The organism is Streptomyces sp. ALI-76-A (assembly GCF_030287445.1).
Taxonomy (GTDB): Bacteria; Actinomycetota; Actinomycetes; order Streptomycetales; family Streptomycetaceae; genus Streptomyces.
In genome coordinates this window covers 786090-800903 of record NZ_JASVWB010000004.1, presented here as the reverse complement: position 1 = coordinate 800903, position 14814 = coordinate 786090, and the positions used below count along the sequence as shown (strand labels likewise).

Below are 14814 nucleotides of genomic sequence, written 5' to 3'. Positions count from 1 at the left end.
GGCGGCGAGCCGGTGTCCTTCCGGGGGGACGGCCACGCGGCCCTCGACGCGGGGGGTCTCGGCGGCGAGTCCGATCCCTTGTTTCTACGATAGTCCCGTCTGAGTGATCTGGCACCAGCCTGAGCGGGGGCACTCCTGCTTCACCGAGTCGTCGTGTTCCACCAGTTCGGCGGGGAGGGGCCGCACGGGCACCTGGGCGTGCAGATGGACTTCGTAGCCGCTCTCCAGCAGTCGCCGGCACTCCTCCGCGGAGGCGGCCACCCGGACCTCACCCTCCCGGTCGAGGATCCGGTCCAGGTCCAGATCGGCGACGCCGAGGAGATCACGGTTCGCCGGCCCGGGGTGGACCGTGGCGTCGAAGCGCACCGTGGGGTTCTCGCCTCCGGCATCCCGGGGCGAAGGCTGTGGGTGTGCGGACGGTTCGTTCATGTCCGTCTCCCTCGGTGAGTTTCTGCCTGTCACCGGGAGCGTGGAGATCCGGTGGATCCGGTGGATCCGGTGGATCCGGTGGATCCGGTGGATCCGGTGGATCCGGTGGATCCGGTGGATCCGGTGGATCCGGTGGATCCGGTCGAAAGAGACTTGCTGAAGTCGACCACATCAGACATTTCACCATCACTGACGGTACTGAAGCGGGGCCGGTCCGCTGTCAACTCCGGTGCCGCGACCGACAGTCAGCACCTCGCGCACGGCCGACGTACCGTCGTGTTGCGGGCCCCCGGACCGGGTGCGACGGTGGAAAAGGACGTTGCCCAGACATCGAGCCCGGCAGGAACAGCCCGGCAGGCGACGGCTCGCGCGTCGATACGCGGCCGAATCGCGACCCACCAACCCTCGAGCCTGGCACTGTGCGCGTCGGCGCGCGTCCACTGGCCGGGGAAGCGCACAGAAAGCGGGAAATTCCATGGCGAACGCACCCTTGGACAGGCACGCCTTCGGCGACCAGCCGCCCCGAGCCAATGGGGCACCGTCGGGTGGGGGCGCGGAGTACACCGGTCGGTACGTGGTCCTGCTGGACCCGGCCAACCAGGAAAGCGGGCTGAACGCACTGCGTTCCGCCGCCGACATCGCGCCCGTGGAGCAGGTGAGTGGAGCCGAGGCCACCAACGTCGCCGAACTCCTCGAGAACCCCGACGTCTCGGTGCACTTCGAAGAACTCGCCGCCGCCGTCGTCGAAGTGCGGGCCGACCAGCGCCACGCGCTGGTGACCACGGCCGAAGCCGATCCGTCGATCATCGCTGCCGAACCGGAACGCATGGTCTACGCCTCGGTGATCACCGCCCCGCAGCAGGCACCGACCGAGTTCTTCCCGGCCTACCGCAGCGACGAGGAAACGGTCGAACGCCACACCAAGGCCGAGATGGCCGTTGCCCAGGGCCCGGCCCTTGACGAGCAGAAGTGGACCTGGGGCCTCCAGGCGATCCGGGCCAACCTGTCCAGCCTGACCGGACGCGGCGTGAAGATCGCCGTCCTCGACACCGGTGTGGACACCGCCCATCCGGACCTGGTCGGCCGGATCGAGGACACGGCCTCCTTCGTGCCCGGTGAGACCGTCGAGGACAGCCACGGCCACGGCACGCACTGCATCGGCACCGCGGCCGGCCCGGCCAGCCCCCAACAGGGGCCCCGCTACGGTGTGGCGACCGAGGCCCGGATACTCGCCGGGAAGGTGCTCAGCAACGCGGGCAGTGGCACCGACGGCCAGATCCTGGCGGGCATGGCCTGGGCCGTCGCCCGCGGCGCACGGGTGATCTCCATGTCGCTCGGTGCTCCCGTCCGGCGCGGTGAACTCTTCCCCCAGACGTATGAGCAGCTCGCCCAGCGAGCGCTCCAGCGGGGGACCCTGATCGTCGCCGCTGCGGGCAACGAGAGCCGACGCCCTCAGGTCATCCGGCCCGTCGGCCGGCCGGCCAACTGCCCCTCCATCCTCGCGGTGGCGTCGCTGGACCAGTCGCTCACCACATCGTTCTTCTCCTGCGGCGCCATCAACGGCGCCGGCGGCGAAATCAACATCGCCGCACCCGGCAGGGACGTGCACTCGGCCTCACCCGGCGGCGGGTACACCTCGATGTCGGGTACCAGCATGGCCACGCCGCACGTCGCGGGCGTCGTGGCACTGCTTGCCGAGGCCAACCCCAACGCCAGTGCGGACGGCCTCAAGACCAGCCTGCTGTCCGCTGCGTTCCCGCTGACGCAACCCGCCGAGGACGTCGGCTCCGGTCTGCTCCAGGCCCCGTGAACACGTCTTCGCAGCCCGAACCGGTCGGAGTGATCCTCGCGGTCGACCCCGACCGGTTCGCTGACGTGGTCGAGGCCGCGCGACGGGCCGGGCTGACCGTCACAGGTGAGCAACCGATCCTCGGCACACTGTCCGGAACCATCGCCGAGGACCGGATCCTTGCTCTGACGGAGGTCGCCGGCGTCGTAGCCGTGGACCGGGACCGCACCATCCACCTCCCCCCACCCGACTCCCCGATTCAGTGAAGCTGGGTGACCGGGGCGCGTAGTTTCTCGGTACGACTCGTTGCCCCTGTCCTTGATGATCCCGGGGGGTGCTGTCGCGGTCCTGGCGGTACCGGTTGATCCCTGATGGAAGCGTGTCCGTCAACGACAGGCAGTGCTGAGCAATGTGGCTGCCGAACTCCGGTTGTTCCGCGCCTTGGACGTGGGCAAGTCCACTCGGCGCATTCGGTTCGCACCCGCACTCGCACTCGCACTCGTGAATCTTCGTGCAGCCGCGATCGCTACGGCGTGACCTACGGTCGCGAGCTGCTGTCGAGTGTCGTGGGAGGCACGCTCCGAGCCACCGACGGCTCGACTGATGGTGATGGGGCTGAAGTCGGTACCGTCGACGGCACGGGAGTGGGGGCCGTGGAGCTGGGCGGGATACGAGGGCTGTCGGTCGGGGACGGCTCACCCGGGCCGGGTTGGAGTTGCTCGGGCGACGCCGACGGGGTGGGCACGGCCGACGGGCTGCTCGCGGGCGGCGGGGCGAGAGGGACCGTGGGGGACGCGGGTGCCTGGGGTGCCGACAGGCGCAGCGGCACCACGATGAGGGCGGCGGCGGCGCACGACAGGCCGATTCCGGCGGCGGCGCGCAGCAGTCGGCGGCGGGCCGCGCCGCGGCGGATCGCTTCGTACCGGCCGGGGGGTGGGCCGAGGTAGTCCGAGGCGGGCCGCAGGATGACAGCGAGAGGGTCGTCGGGTTCGAAGTCCGGACCGTCGTCAGAGTGTGTGATCAAGGCTTCTCCTCAGGTGGGCGCGGAGCAGTTCTCGGGCCGCGTGGAGGTCGGCCTTGGTGGTTCCTTCCTTGCGCCCGGTCAGCACGGACACCTCCCGGATCGGCATGTCAGCGTAGTAGTGCAGCAGGATCGGGACGCGCAGCCGTTCCGGCAGCGACTGCACGAGCAGGCGCACCGACGGGTCGGCCTGTTCGGTCTGCGGGCGGACGGCCGCTTCGTTGGTGGCACGGTGTATGGCTCTGCGTTCTCGCTCGAGCTTGCGCCAATGGTCCCGGACGAGGTTGGCCGCGGTGACGTAGAGGAAGCCCCGGGGCTCCGTCACGGATGTCCAGCGGGCCCAGAGACGGGTGAACGCCTCCGAGGCGATCTCGTGGGCCGTCTCGTCGTCGTCGACCAGACGGCGGCACCAGCCGGCGAGGCGCGGGTAGAGGGCGGCGAACAACTCGGACGCTGCCTTCTCGCGTGACCGTTTCAACGCTCTCCATGGTCGTGCTGCACTCGTAGGGAGGATCCCGGGCTGACGGTTACGGTTCCATCGGCCCGGGATCCGGGCGGTGGGTCAGGGGCTCGTGGAGCTCAGCGCGGCGAAGACGATCACGCTGTCGCGATAGCCGTCGCCAAGGCGGGGACCGCCGCACGTGATGAGCCGCAACTCCGGGCGGCCCACGTCCCCGTAGACCGCGTCCGTCGGAAAGTCCGCCTGGGCGACGGTCCGTACGGTTTGGACGGTGAAAGCGGCCGCCGTGCCGTTCTCCAGGCGCGCCACGATCCGGTCGCCCCGCCGCACTCGCGCGAGGTGACGGAACACCCCATCCCCGTAGGCGCCGACCGTGGCATGGCCGAGGATCACCGACGGGCCGGTCTGACCGGGCGTCGGCGAGTGCCGGTACCACCCCGCCTGGTCGTCCGCCGTGATCGGGGGCACCTCCACGGTGCCGTCCGGGGCCAGCCCCAGCCGCATGAGCGGGGTGTCGACCTCGATGCCCGGGATCTTCAGCCTGACCGGGACCGAACGCCCGAGGGCATGCGCCCCCTCCGCGGAGCGCCGCGGCGACGGTGGGGTGCTCCGGGAGCGTGCGGCCGTGGCCCGGCCGGCCTGGCTGCCACCACCGCAGCCCACGAGCAGCGAGGCCATCGCCGCGGTGGCGAAGGCGCGCCTGGAGGGCAAGGTCATGCCCCGGTCGCCCGCTGACGACGTACGAGGAAGACCGCCGCGCCACCACCGACGAGTACCGCGGCAGCACCCCCGGCGATCAGCCCGCTCTCGGAACCGGACTGCGTCGACGTCGGCGCCTGACCGGTGTCGGGTGCTCCACTCGGTACGACGGAGACCTCCCCGGGGGCCGGCGCCCGGGTCGGTTCGGTGCTCGGCGCCGGCGTCGGGGCGTCGGTGGCACTCGGGACCGGTGAAGCGGCCAGGGTCGGTGCGGCGGGGGCAGGAGTCGTACTCCCCCCGTCGGCGAACGCGGGCACCGTGCCCGCCAGCACGGCGGCGCACGCGAGTGCCATAGCGCTGAAGACCGTTCGTCGCATCAATCGCTCACTTTCGTCAGGCGGCCCCCATGGCTGAGCAGGGCTGCGTTACGGAACGAGCAGAGAGACGAGGCAGCGGGAGGACGGGTTGCAAAGAAATGGCAAAGCCGCCCGGCGTCATCACCCCGCAAGCAGACAGACATGCCTCAGGGCTGTCCCGCAATTGATCTCGCAGGGCGAGCGGAGACGTGATGGCAGGAGCGGCTCAGTCTGTCACGCAGGCAGGAGGAGGCTGTGAGCCTGACGTGGATGACCCCTTTCACTGGGAAAGAACAGGCCGTTGAGAGGCATCCAGGAGTCACAGCCTCAGTTGGGGCTGCCATCACGTGAGCACCCCGTACGGATCTGAAGGGCCGAACTCTGACCTCGTACGTGGCGCAGGATGCTGAGCGTCCAAGCTCATGCCCGGCCGTCCTCGTCAGTCAAGGGCCCGGTCGGATACCTGATCTGGACGCCGGTGCCGCGCCCACCTGAACGGCCAGGACGGGTCGGATGGCCCGCGAGGAACGTCAGCCGGTGACGATCAGGTACCCGCCTGCGAAAACGCCGCCCAGACCGCCCAGGAGGAAGCAGATCCGGTTGTAGTTCACCCCGTGCAGATGGCGAAGGCCGCTCCATACCTCCACCTTGTCGGCCTCCCACGTTGCCATCGGCTTGGCTATGAGCATCATGGCGACTCCACACAGCGCGACCAGAATCCCACTGAGAATCTGCATGACACCCAAGTTCCCCGAGCCGTCTGTACCAAGCCCTGCGATCCTGCGGATCGACAGCTGTCTGCGGGAAGCTGGCATGGTGTCGTTGTCACCCGCGCAGGGGTTGTCAGACGACGCCCTGGAGGAAGTCCGAGAGCGCGGTGTGCAGAATTCCAGGCTGCTCCAGGTGCAGGTCGTGGCTGGTGCCGGGGATGCTCATGGCCATGGTGGCGGGTCGCTGCCGGAGCAGCACGGAGGGGTTCATGCCATTCCACCCCGGCCGGGCCGATGACCCCGGCTGCGGCTTCAACCGCTCCTGTCCATGCCTCCGTCGCCGAGCCCCGGACCCCAGACGGCCAGAAAAACAGGTCAAAACGGGTGGTGGCTAGCGGGTCCTGAAGAAGCAGAGCACCTCGCCGTTCTCGTCGGGCGTCGCCGCCGCGCACGCCGACTGCCATCCCTCGGGGAGCGACGGTGTAGGGGCAGACTCCTCCCAGCCGTGTCGCTGCGGCTCTGCCGAGTCCTGCCACCACAGGGTCAGCCCGCCCGCGACGGCCACGAGGACCAGCCATACCGCCACGGCCCACCGCCATGCCCCGCGGCGGCCCGTCACCGCCACGGCTCCACCTCAACCACCGCGCCCAGCGGCATCTGGCCGTACACATGCGGGGACTCCTCAGCCCCATGCCCCGGCGCCCCGTACTTCACCGGCACATCCAACCGCACAGGGTTCACGACGAGCAGCACCAGCTCGTCGGGGCCCTCGTAGGAGCCGTACGGGAAGGCCGCCATGGAAGGGAGTTGGGCACGCGCCGGGCAGCGGATGAAAGCCCCCTGCTCAAGTGTGCGGCCGCGCGTCGACATCCGCCTCGCGCCATGCTCGCCAGCTGCGTCCCGCAGGGAGCGCTCGGTGAGGTGGAGTATGTGCGTGCGTTCGGGCATGGTCCCACGCTACGACCTCAGCCGCCCACACCCTGACAACTACCGCCCATCCGACGGCTGTTGCGGTGCCGTCCTCGCGGGGCCCGCGTAGTGCGCGGGGTGAGTGTCGTGCGGGCGGCCATCGATGGTGTATGCCGAGGGCGGGCTCCCTTGGACCGGCCGGATGCTGACCAGGCAGTCCCCGTACCCCGCGTGGGCGTACAGCGAGACCCAGTGGTTGGTGCGGTTCCAATAGGACGTCAGCTTGTCGTTGAAGTAGAAGCCGACGTTGGAGACCGACTGTCCGGCATTCGAGTGGATCAGCCTGCCGTTGTAACTGGAGTTGTCCCACGCGCAGAACGCGTTGGCCGGGCAGTCCCGGGAGTCCGCCATGGCCGGCGAAGCGACGGCTGTTCCCAGGGCGGTGACGGCCGCCACAGCGGCCACCGTGGTGGACAGGGCTCTCCCTATGGGCTTGGGCATGTGCCAATGTCTCCTGGACTCGGGCCCGGATGTGGTCGCCGGGCTTACACAGCGCATGCTCCGCCGGCCGACTACTTGGATACCAGCTCACTTTGGTGCCCACTTGCTGCCCGTTCCGCGCACTCGGCCGGACGCGGAACGTTTTGTCAACGGCGGACATGGCCCGTTCCGGAGTGCAAGTGATTCCGCCGGGCAAGAAGGCCCCCGAGCCGGCCTCTCCCTCATCGAGGTCGGTCACATCGCCGACCAGGTAGGTGACCCGTTCGTCGATCGCCTCGCTCGCAGCCGGGCGGTGCGGATCGATCACGAAGACCCGGGCACCAGCGGTGGTCAGGGGCCGCCCGGTCGCCGCGCCCAGGCCCCAGCCGCCACCGGTGACGAGGGCGACCCTTCCGGCGATCGACCGGTCCAGCCGCTCAGCCGTCGAGAAACGCGAGAACCTCAGGGACGAACTCCCGGTGCTGAAAGACGCCGCGGTGCCCGGAGTTCGGGTAGATCTTCAGCCGGGCATTCGGGATCCGGCGGGCCATGTCGGCCGAGTTGCTGCTCGCGGCCCTGAGGTCGTGGTCACCGTCGGCGACGACGACCCGCACGAATGGGTGGCGACAAGTGCTCCCACCGGCCGAAGGGGGCGTCACCGAAGGCTCCGGTCTGAGGCATCGCCGCAATGACATCTCGACCATGCGCTCTCCTCGTTCGTCAGTTCCGGCAGTTCGGCAACCGCTCTGGCGCGTCAGACGCCTTGCCCGGCGTCCAACAGGGCGAGGGCGTTGTCGATCCCCTGATCGAGGAGCGCATTGGCGAGCTGATCGTCGGTCAAGGCGCGGGCCAGTTGCAGCGTCCCGGCCATCAGGCCGAGGAGGCTGAGCGCCTTCACATGCGCGGAGGACGGGGCCTCGGGCGCCATGCGGGCGGCGATGCCGTCGACGAGGGCCAGCACGCCGTCGGTGTACGCCTGCCTGGTCGGGTCGGCGCAGCGCCCGATCTCGTCCAGCAGAGCGGCGTTGGGGCAGCCGTCGCCAAGGCTGTCCCGGTGCCAGGGCGACAGGTACCCCCGCACGATCTGCTCGAGTCCGGCACGGCCAGGCGCAGCTCGCGCGACGACGTTCTCGGCCTGTGTCTTCAACTGGTCGGCGATCGCGGTGGTGACGAGGTCGTCTTTGGATGCGAAGTGAGCGTAGAAGGCCCCGTTGGTCAGCCCCGCGTCCTTCATGAGCGTCGAGACCCCGGAGCCGTCGATGCCGTCTTGCTTGAACCGGCGGCCCGCCGCCTCGATGATCCGTCGCCTCGTCTCCGACTTGTGCTCTTTTCCGTACCGCACCACAGCACACGCTCCTTCGCCGGCCGGAATGACCGGTTGCCCTTCACCGACTTCGCCAGTCTATTGTATTGCGAACATACTCCAAAGGGTCGACCGCGCCACCGCGCCGAAGGGCTCGACGCAGAGCGGTACGTGGGTCACGCAGGGGTCGTCGGCGGGCGGCACCCCCGCGGCACTCGACGGATTCGCGGCGGCCGAAGAGGCGGCACCCACCTTGCGGTCAAGGCAAGGCGCACCGCACCGCCCGCCCCCTTCTCCGCGCAGAGCGCTTGCAATCACCGAAGCAACCCCATAGTATTATGAACGTAATTTCACTGCACGGGTTCTCAACGCCGACGACTCGACCGACAGCCCTCGTGACGGGTCCGCCCTCGGACATCAGGGCGAAGACCCTCGCTTCGCGAGACAGACCGCACGCTCACCCCTGGCCGACCGGCGCTCCCCCAGAGCGCAAGCCGCCGGACCACACCATCACCGGCCTGGAATTCTTCCCGTCCGAGCACCTCTCCACCATCGCCCGCGACCTGCCCACGACAACTTTGTGACCACCCGCCTTACGGCCGACACCGCACACCGCACACCGGCGGCGTGGCTGCCGCGAGCAGCGAGCCCTTCTCACTTCACCAGGAACTCTTCATGGACCTCTCCACCAGCACCGCCCTTGTCACCGGAGCCAACCGGGGCCTCGGCCGCGCACTCGCCGCCGAACTGCTCAGCCGCGGTGCCACCGTCTACGCCGGCGCCCGCGACCCCGACCAGGTCGACCTGCCCGGCGCCAAGCCGATCGCGCTCGACATCACCGACCCCGCATCCATAGCGGCCGCCGCCGAGGCCACCGGGGACGTGACCATCCTGATCAACAACGCGGGGTCCTCCACCGGCGCCGACCTGCTGGCCGCCGACCTGGACGACATCCGCCTGGAGATGGACACCCACTACTACGGCACCCTGTCGGTGGTCCGCGGCTTCGCACCGCAGATCACGGCCAACGGCGGCGGCGCGATCCTGAACATCCTGTCCGTCCTGTCCTGGTTCAGCTTCCCGCAGTCCGGTGCCTACAGCGCCGCCAAGGCCGCGGAGTGGTCGCTGACCAACGCCCTGCGCGTGCAACTCGCCGAGCAGGGCATCCGCGTGGCCGGCCTGCACGTCGGCTACATGGACACCGACATGACCCGGGCAGTCGACGCAGCCAAGTCGGACCCGGCCGACATCGCCCGGACGGCCGTCGACGGCATCGCCGCCGGCGCCTACGAGATCCTCGCGGACGACACCTCCCGCCAGGCGCAGGCCGCACTGGCCGGAGGCGTCTCCGTGCTCTACCCGCAGCTCCCCTGAGGGCCGAACGCCCAGGAATCGGCACCGAGCTGGGCGGACGCCGATGCCCGGTGTCCCACTCCCGCGCCGTCGCGCCATCGACGTCAGGACAGCGGCGGCGCAGGACGGCGAGCACCACACCACCGACGTCAGGGCAATCGTGGCGGGAGCCACCGACCCACGTCGTGACCGCGCCGACCGGAACGTCGGCACCCAGTCCGGGCGGCAGACCGCTGACACCGAAGCAGACGCACCTTCTGGCACTTCTGTAACCTTCTGGCCGCGCGAAGTGCCGCCTCAAGGACATCGACCCGAGGCTCAGCTTCCAGCTCGGCTCCGCGGAGTTGAAGGTGTGCACGGTCTCCCCGGTCTGCTTCCGACGGCAGGTGCACGCCACGATGAGACCCGCGACCAATCCGAGAAGTCAGATCCCTCGCGACCGCGGGAACGTCACGGGGCGGCTATGAATCGGCCGGTGCCGCGCATCCATCCGCGGGTTCCGGCCGAGTGACCGGCGGCGGTCGCCGCCGTGCGGCATCCTGTTGCGCGGCGGCGACCCCGCGGTCATGGGTCGTGGCCGGAGTCAGGACTTGACGACGACCACTTCATAGGTGGGTGAGGCGGGCGGTCCTCCGGCCTGGGACGGGTGTCGAAGTGCGTGTTCACCGCGGCGAGCAGGTTGCCGAAACGCGCCGCCGTGGCCGGGATGCCGAAGGCCGGGCTGTTGCTCTCCTTCTCGAGGGTGCCACGGCTCAGATCGCCGCTGAGCCTGAAGCGGGAGATCTTGTTGCCGAAGCTCTGGGACACCCACAGCCGTCGGCCGTGGAGCACGAGGCCGTCGGCGTTGGGTGCCTTGATGCCCTTGATGAGCTTGGAGGCCCCGGTGCGCGGGTTGATCGTGTAGATCCGCTGGTTCGTGAAGTGACCGACGACCAGGGTCTTGCCGTCGGGTGTCGCCTCGATCCCGTTGAGGTGTACGCGGTGTTCTGGGTGCGCACTCCGCCCGATCCGGGAGAGAACAGCACGACCGGGAACCGTCCGCCCCCACCGGCCACCGGGGCGTCGAAGACCGAACAGGAGTGGGCACGCGGGACGCCGTCGACCAGGAAGCCAGGCAGGCCCACCTGGCGGGCGAGGGCATCGGAAACCGTGCGCGCCTCGTGCTCCGTACGTCCGAGGTATTGGGCCGGCTGCGCGCCCGCGGGGCTGTTCCGCGCGGGATACCAGAGCTGGACCACGACCGTACGCCGGTCGTGCCGATCGGCGGTGAAGCTCTCGGGGCGACGTGAGTCGGCCCACTGCACCACGCGGGTACCGACCGCGAAACGGCCCGACGGCTCGGGGAACACGGGTACAGGAAAGGCCCAGGCGGCCACCGGACCCGTGGCGATCAGGCCGACGCAGGACACCGACCCCGGCAACGCCAGCCACCATCGGGCCCGCCACGCCGGCCGGCCGGTACGGCGTCGCAGCAGGGGAGACAGGGCGAACGGCAACACGAAGGCAGCGCCTGCCAGTACCGGGAACATCTGCCAGCGGACCCCCACCACAGCCAGCACGATCGCGGACAGCACGAGAGACGCCCCCGCCACGGTCGTGACACGTGGACGGGCAGCGGGGGGAAGCCAGCGCGACGGCACCCAGCAAGGCAAGGAATTCCAGAGGGGACATGGACAGCCTTGCGATGATCTCGGTCACCCGGCCATCCTCGGGGCGGAACACGCGACGCCACATCGATCCCGGGTCGTCATCGCATGCGACTGGAGTCGCAGTCCGAGGTGTCCCCTGTGCGACCAGAGTCGCATCCGGGTCGTCCCCGCGGTGAACCGCCGGGCTGGGACCGAGAGGCTCCTGCCGGGCGGCCAGCGCGTGAACTGGCCCGTCGCGCGGCGGAGTTCCGGACGCGTGGCGTGGGCAAGTCACCCCGCGCCCGGGGCCACTACGACAGGCGGCGAGCCGACGGATCGGTCTCATCGCCGCTCAGCGCGACCTCTTGGATGGTCACCCCCACCACCCGCACCGTCTTCACGCAGACCACCGCCGCGGCCGTCCGCACCCAGCCGGACGTGGTCGCCGACATCTCGGACGGCACCCCCAGGGCAGGACCATGCTGTTGGACACTGCGACGGGTCATCACCCCGGTCGCGGACTTGTGGAACCAACTCCACCTGGTCATCTGGTTCGTGCTCGAAGACGTGACAACGAACATGCAGCGCGGCGCGACACGTATCCGCGAGCGTTCAGCTGCGCCGGCTTGATCGCATCGCTCGCCCGCTATGGCGTCTCCCCAAAGACGCCCACACGGTGGGGCCGGCGCGTGCAGTGACGGCAGGGCGCGGGAGCCGTCCCCAGGGCGGGACCGAGGAGAGCGCGCCGCACGGTCCGGAGCAGCGGACCGGCGGCGATGCCCAGCTGGACCTGAGCGAGTGTCTCGGTTCGCAGGGGTGGGAGATCCATGCCTCGATGTGCGCCTTCGCCGAGGCGTGCCAGCACAAGTACGGCATCCCGCCTGGGCGGCAGGGCCACAAGCGATCCACGGCCGCCGCCAGGCCGCCCGTGACCCGCCGAGCGAGCCGTGGTGGCCGGCTGGGCGGACCCACCTGCGCGCGGCCTCCCGGTCTGCTCGGTGTCGACGTGACGGGCAGCGCCGTGGTGCTCGACGAAGGAGAGCACCTCTCCCCTATTGCCTGCGCTGCCTGCGCTGCCTGCGCCCACGTGAACTGGCTCGACTCGTGGCGGACAACGGTCCAGACGGCACGGCACAGCACGGCACCGCACCGCACCGAGCGGAACGGGATCTCAGCGCCTCAGCGGCCTGTCCCCCGCGTCGGCGCGGACTCAGCGCCGACGGGCGATGCCGCCGCCCTTCCTTCGAGGAGGTCCGCCCCCAAGGGGGTGAGCACGTGACGGATGGTGTTGCGTACGCGCAGACTGTCGATCAGGCCCGCCTCGCGCAGTACGCTCGCGTGTTCGCTGGCCGATGCCGGTGAGATGCTCAGCCGGCGGGCTATCTCGCTGCCGGTCGCGTACTGGGTCTCGGCGATCGTGACGAGGGTCGCGGCCCGGGTGCGACCGAGGAGTCTGTCGAGGGCGTCGGCCTTCCTCACGGCGCCGCCGGGCCGCAGGGAGTCGATGCCGCGGCTCGCCGGATACACCAGTACCGGAGAGAGGGACGGGTCCCGCAGTGTGATGGGAGCACCCCGGCAGAAGTAGGAGGGCACGAGCCGTAGTCCGCGTCCGTCGAGGTGGACGTCCTGGTCCCGGGGATAGGTGACGTGCAGGATCGGCGCGCGCCAACGCACCGCCGGATGCAGACTGTTGAGCAACTGTTCGGTCCCGCCGGTGAGGAACGACCTGGCCCGCGCGGACAGTTCGGCGTCCACCGTCGCTGCGATCTGCGGCCAGTACGGGGACAGTGCCTGCCGGTGATAGCGGCGCAGGGCGGTGCCCAGGCCCCGCCGCGCCGCTGGCCTGCCCGACGCCAGGGCGTCTGCCCACGAGGGCATCTGCTGCTGTTCGGCGAGTGCCGTCATGTCGGTGCGCAGCCGCACGGGAGACGTGGACGCGATCGCCTCGGCGGCCGCGTCGGGGTCCGTGGTGCCTTCGGCCGGTGTCAGGAAGTCGGGCGAGTACCCGCGCGGCGGTGCGAGGCGAAGCAGCGGCCGGGAAGCCACGTCCAGCGACGACCTGACACGCGTGCGCCAGGCGTGCACGTCGAGGTCGACGTCACGTGCGCCGAGGACATGGAGACTGAGCAGAGCCTCCCACGCGGGATCCGGCCCTGTCGCCAGGCGAATCCTGCCGAGGTCCTCCGCAGTGAAATGGATGCGCAGCATCAGCGTGCCCCCCGAACGGCTGCTACCTCATGTTCCCCACCTTCTCCGAAGAACGCGCGGCGTGACAACCACGATGCCGTCGGGCCCGACCTTCGGCGAGGGCCGAAACACCTCTCGTGTCCCGCTCGCCTCGGCCTACTCTCGTGTCCGAGCGGCATGAGGCCGGCGCACAGGCCGCTGACCGCTGACCGCTGACCGCTGACCGCTGACCGCTGACCGCTTGTGCGGGCTGCCCTGACTGCGGCGGCTTTTATGCCTGCCATGACCGAACGAAGTATGTTCCCGTCCACTCCCACATTGACGAGTGCGCTGGTCGGGACAGCGAAGCCAAAATCTCCTCAGCGATTACGGCAGCTGGCAGAAGCGAGCCGGAGATTGCACTTCTCCACTACCTGTACCTACGCCTGTGCCCGAGGAGCGACCCGCAAGGAACGCCCCCACCGGTACTCCGAAGCCTTGCCATCACTCTGCGACCGCAGAAGCCCCGCGGAGTACCGGAGGAGGCGTGAGATCACTTCAGCATTCGCCTCGCCATACGGCCTTCGTGAACACCACACCGGTGGTGAAGTTCCATTTGTATTCGCCGGGCCCAGGATTGTAGTGCAGGCATTCCTCGTACGTGCCGCCGTTGTACGTCCAGGTGAGCTGGATGTGATCTTCGCCTGGGAACTCCACGCCGTTGTTGAAGACGGATCTGCCGCTGACGCTGCCCGTCCAGTCTCCTTCGGACTTCACCAGCAGCTGACCAGTCTGCCCCTCACCTGCGTATATACAGAAGAATCCCTTCTCGCATCCTGGAGGGTCGGGTTCCGCGGACGCGGTGACTGACGCTGCGAGCACGCCCGAGAACGCGGCCGAAACAGCCAGGGCAGCGAATAAGCTCTTACGCACGGATCTTCCTCCTCTTTCGATGTCGATGCATTCGCCACCGTAGCAACGACACGGGGAGGAAGGGAGTATTCCGCCGAAGCGATATGCCTGTGGTGCCGGACCCCGCAGGGAAGTGGGAGACAGCTTCCGTGCGTGATGCCAGACGGAAAGGCGGCCCGCGCGGGTCCCGCGAAGGGAAAGCCTTCTCGGCGTCACCGTCCGTGGAACGCGTAATTCCGGGGCATGTTTCTCGCCTTTCCGAAGACGGAGGTCCGGGCGATTCCCGATCGGCGTTCCGGCGCCACCTGCGCCTCGCCATGGAAAACGCCTCGGAGGATGACCGGATATCGGCACAACCGTTCGTCCCGGTATTGCCTCCGGCGGATATTCGGTCAGGGTGTGATCTCTTGGCTTCGTTCGGCGTCCCACGGCGCCGGACACGTCTCCACTAGGGGGAACAATGCACCTTCCGTCGTCCCCGGCGTCACCAGACGCCACCCGGCGACGGCGCGGACGCGCCCGGTCCGCACTGTCACTGACCTCACTGTTGGTCACGCTCGCCCTGACGGCCGGCGTCGCACCCGCCGTCGCGGCACCGC

The 14814-nt window shown here is 69.4% G+C and carries 18 protein-coding genes; 4 read left to right on the top strand and 14 right to left on the bottom strand.

Going from position 1 to position 14814, the window contains the following annotated elements:
* Positions 1 to 84 precede the first annotated feature (84 nt).
* A complete protein-coding gene (locus QQS16_RS39550; protein ID WP_286067473.1) occupies positions 85 to 429 on the bottom strand; it encodes a hypothetical protein in 345 nt (114 codons plus the stop codon).
* A gap of 475 nt (positions 430 to 904) precedes the next feature.
* Between QQS16_RS39550 and QQS16_RS39545 the strand changes: the two genes are divergently transcribed.
* Both QQS16_RS39545 and QQS16_RS39540 read left to right on the top strand, forming a co-directional pair.
* Positions 905 to 2239 carry a S8 family peptidase gene (locus QQS16_RS39545; RefSeq protein ID WP_286067472.1) on the top strand — a complete coding sequence of 445 codons (1335 nt, stop codon included), beginning with the start codon at positions 905 to 907 and terminating at the stop codon, positions 2237 to 2239.
* The gene (locus tag QQS16_RS39540; RefSeq protein ID WP_286067471.1) at positions 2236 to 2484 is read left to right on the top strand and encodes a hypothetical protein; all 249 of its coding nucleotides are present in this window, start codon (positions 2236 to 2238) and stop codon (positions 2482 to 2484) included. The genes QQS16_RS39545 and QQS16_RS39540 overlap by 4 nt, the downstream gene beginning before the upstream one ends.
* Positions 2485 to 3225: 741 nt before the next feature.
* Here the strand turns inward: QQS16_RS39540 and QQS16_RS39530 are convergent.
* The 10 genes from QQS16_RS39530 to QQS16_RS39485 form a co-directional block, all read right to left on the bottom strand.
* Positions 3226 to 3717 carry an RNA polymerase sigma factor gene (locus QQS16_RS39530; protein ID WP_286067469.1) on the bottom strand — a complete coding sequence of 164 codons (492 nt, stop codon included), beginning with the start codon at positions 3715 to 3717 and terminating at the stop codon, positions 3226 to 3228.
* An 84-nt stretch (positions 3718 to 3801) separates the two neighbouring features.
* The gene (locus tag QQS16_RS39525) at positions 3802 to 4416 is read right to left on the bottom strand and encodes a class F sortase (RefSeq protein WP_286067468.1); all 615 of its coding nucleotides are present in this window, start codon (positions 4414 to 4416) and stop codon (positions 3802 to 3804) included.
* Positions 4413 to 4775: a sortase-dependent protein gene (locus QQS16_RS39520; protein WP_286067467.1), complete on the bottom strand. Its 363-nt coding sequence runs from the start codon at positions 4773 to 4775 to the stop codon at positions 4413 to 4415. The genes QQS16_RS39525 and QQS16_RS39520 overlap by 4 nt, the downstream gene beginning before the upstream one ends.
* Before the next feature lie 509 nt (positions 4776 to 5284).
* Positions 5285 to 5491, bottom strand: a complete 207-nt coding sequence (locus QQS16_RS39515) for a hypothetical protein (protein ID WP_286067466.1) — start codon at positions 5489 to 5491, stop codon at positions 5285 to 5287.
* Positions 5492 to 5597: 106 nt separating this feature from the next.
* Complete coding sequence (locus QQS16_RS39510) at positions 5598 to 5735, bottom strand: hypothetical protein (RefSeq protein ID WP_286067465.1); 138 nt, start codon at positions 5733 to 5735, stop codon at positions 5598 to 5600.
* A 120-nt stretch (positions 5736 to 5855) separates the two neighbouring features.
* Positions 5856 to 6089 carry a hypothetical protein gene (locus tag QQS16_RS39505; RefSeq protein WP_286067464.1) on the bottom strand — a complete coding sequence of 78 codons (234 nt, stop codon included), beginning with the start codon at positions 6087 to 6089 and terminating at the stop codon, positions 5856 to 5858.
* Positions 6080 to 6412, bottom strand: coding sequence for a DUF952 domain-containing protein (locus QQS16_RS39500; RefSeq protein WP_286067463.1), 333 nt, complete (start codon positions 6410 to 6412; stop codon positions 6080 to 6082). Before QQS16_RS39500 ends, QQS16_RS39505 begins: the two co-directional genes overlap by 10 nt.
* A gap of 39 nt (positions 6413 to 6451) precedes the next feature.
* The gene (locus QQS16_RS39495; RefSeq protein ID WP_286067462.1) at positions 6452 to 6874 is read right to left on the bottom strand and encodes a peptidase inhibitor family I36 protein; all 423 of its coding nucleotides are present in this window, start codon (positions 6872 to 6874) and stop codon (positions 6452 to 6454) included.
* Positions 6875 to 7290: 416 nt separating this feature from the next.
* Positions 7291 to 7467, bottom strand: a complete 177-nt coding sequence (locus QQS16_RS39490) for an alpha/beta fold hydrolase (RefSeq protein WP_286067461.1) — start codon at positions 7465 to 7467, stop codon at positions 7291 to 7293.
* 140 nt (positions 7468 to 7607) lie between these two features.
* Positions 7608 to 8198: a TetR/AcrR family transcriptional regulator gene (locus tag QQS16_RS39485; RefSeq protein WP_286067460.1), complete on the bottom strand. Its 591-nt coding sequence runs from the start codon at positions 8196 to 8198 to the stop codon at positions 7608 to 7610.
* A gap of 633 nt (positions 8199 to 8831) precedes the next feature.
* Between QQS16_RS39485 and QQS16_RS39480 the strand changes: the two genes are divergently transcribed.
* Both QQS16_RS39480 and QQS16_RS44115 read left to right on the top strand, forming a co-directional pair.
* Entirely contained in the window at positions 8832 to 9530 is a 699-nt protein-coding gene (locus QQS16_RS39480) for an SDR family oxidoreductase (RefSeq protein ID WP_286067458.1), read from the top strand.
* A 1058-nt stretch (positions 9531 to 10588) separates the two neighbouring features.
* Positions 10589 to 10798: a hypothetical protein gene (locus QQS16_RS44115; protein ID WP_502963967.1), complete on the top strand. Its 210-nt coding sequence runs from the start codon at positions 10589 to 10591 to the stop codon at positions 10796 to 10798.
* Between the two features lie 650 nt (positions 10799 to 11448).
* Here the strand turns inward: QQS16_RS44115 and QQS16_RS39470 are convergent.
* The 3 genes from QQS16_RS39470 to QQS16_RS39460 all read right to left on the bottom strand — a co-directional run bounded on the left by QQS16_RS39470 (position 11449) and on the right by QQS16_RS39460 (position 14236).
* Positions 11449 to 11589, bottom strand: coding sequence for a hypothetical protein (locus tag QQS16_RS39470; RefSeq protein ID WP_286067457.1), 141 nt, complete (start codon positions 11587 to 11589; stop codon positions 11449 to 11451).
* A gap of 727 nt (positions 11590 to 12316) precedes the next feature.
* Positions 12317 to 13345: a helix-turn-helix domain-containing protein gene (locus QQS16_RS39465; protein ID WP_286067456.1), complete on the bottom strand. Its 1029-nt coding sequence runs from the start codon at positions 13343 to 13345 to the stop codon at positions 12317 to 12319.
* 516 nt (positions 13346 to 13861) lie between these two features.
* Positions 13862 to 14236, bottom strand: coding sequence for a peptidase inhibitor family I36 protein (locus QQS16_RS39460; protein ID WP_286067455.1), 375 nt, complete (start codon positions 14234 to 14236; stop codon positions 13862 to 13864).
* Positions 14237 to 14814 lie beyond the last annotated feature (578 nt).

Bases quoted from the DNA above. Each gene is read 5' to 3' on its own strand.
- QQS16_RS39515 (WP_286067466.1), bottom strand. From the start codon at position 5,491: ATGCAGATTCTCAGTGGGATTCTGGTCGCGCTGTGTGGAGTCGCCATG.
- QQS16_RS39525 (WP_286067468.1), bottom strand. From the start codon at position 4,416: ATGACCTTGCCCTCCAGGCGCGCCTTCGCCACCGCGGCGATGGCCTCG.
- QQS16_RS39500 (WP_286067463.1), bottom strand. From the start codon at position 6,412: ATGCCCGAACGCACGCACATACTCCACCTCACCGAGCGCTCCCTGCGG.
- QQS16_RS39480 (WP_286067458.1), top strand. From the start codon at position 8,832: ATGGACCTCTCCACCAGCACCGCCCTTGTCACCGGAGCCAACCGGGGC.
- QQS16_RS39545 (WP_286067472.1), top strand. From the start codon at position 905: ATGGCGAACGCACCCTTGGACAGGCACGCCTTCGGCGACCAGCCGCCC.
- QQS16_RS39520 (WP_286067467.1), bottom strand. From the start codon at position 4,775: ATGCGACGAACGGTCTTCAGCGCTATGGCACTCGCGTGCGCCGCCGTG.
- QQS16_RS39465 (WP_286067456.1), bottom strand. From the start codon at position 13,345: ATGCTGCGCATCCATTTCACTGCGGAGGACCTCGGCAGGATTCGCCTG.
- QQS16_RS39495 (WP_286067462.1), bottom strand. From the start codon at position 6,874: ATGCCCAAGCCCATAGGGAGAGCCCTGTCCACCACGGTGGCCGCTGTG.
- QQS16_RS39470 (WP_286067457.1), bottom strand. From the start codon at position 11,589: ATGTCGGCGACCACGTCCGGCTGGGTGCGGACGGCCGCGGCGGTGGTC.
- QQS16_RS39510 (WP_286067465.1), bottom strand. From the start codon at position 5,735: ATGAACCCCTCCGTGCTGCTCCGGCAGCGACCCGCCACCATGGCCATG.
- QQS16_RS39550 (WP_286067473.1), bottom strand. From the start codon at position 429: ATGAACGAACCGTCCGCACACCCACAGCCTTCGCCCCGGGATGCCGGA.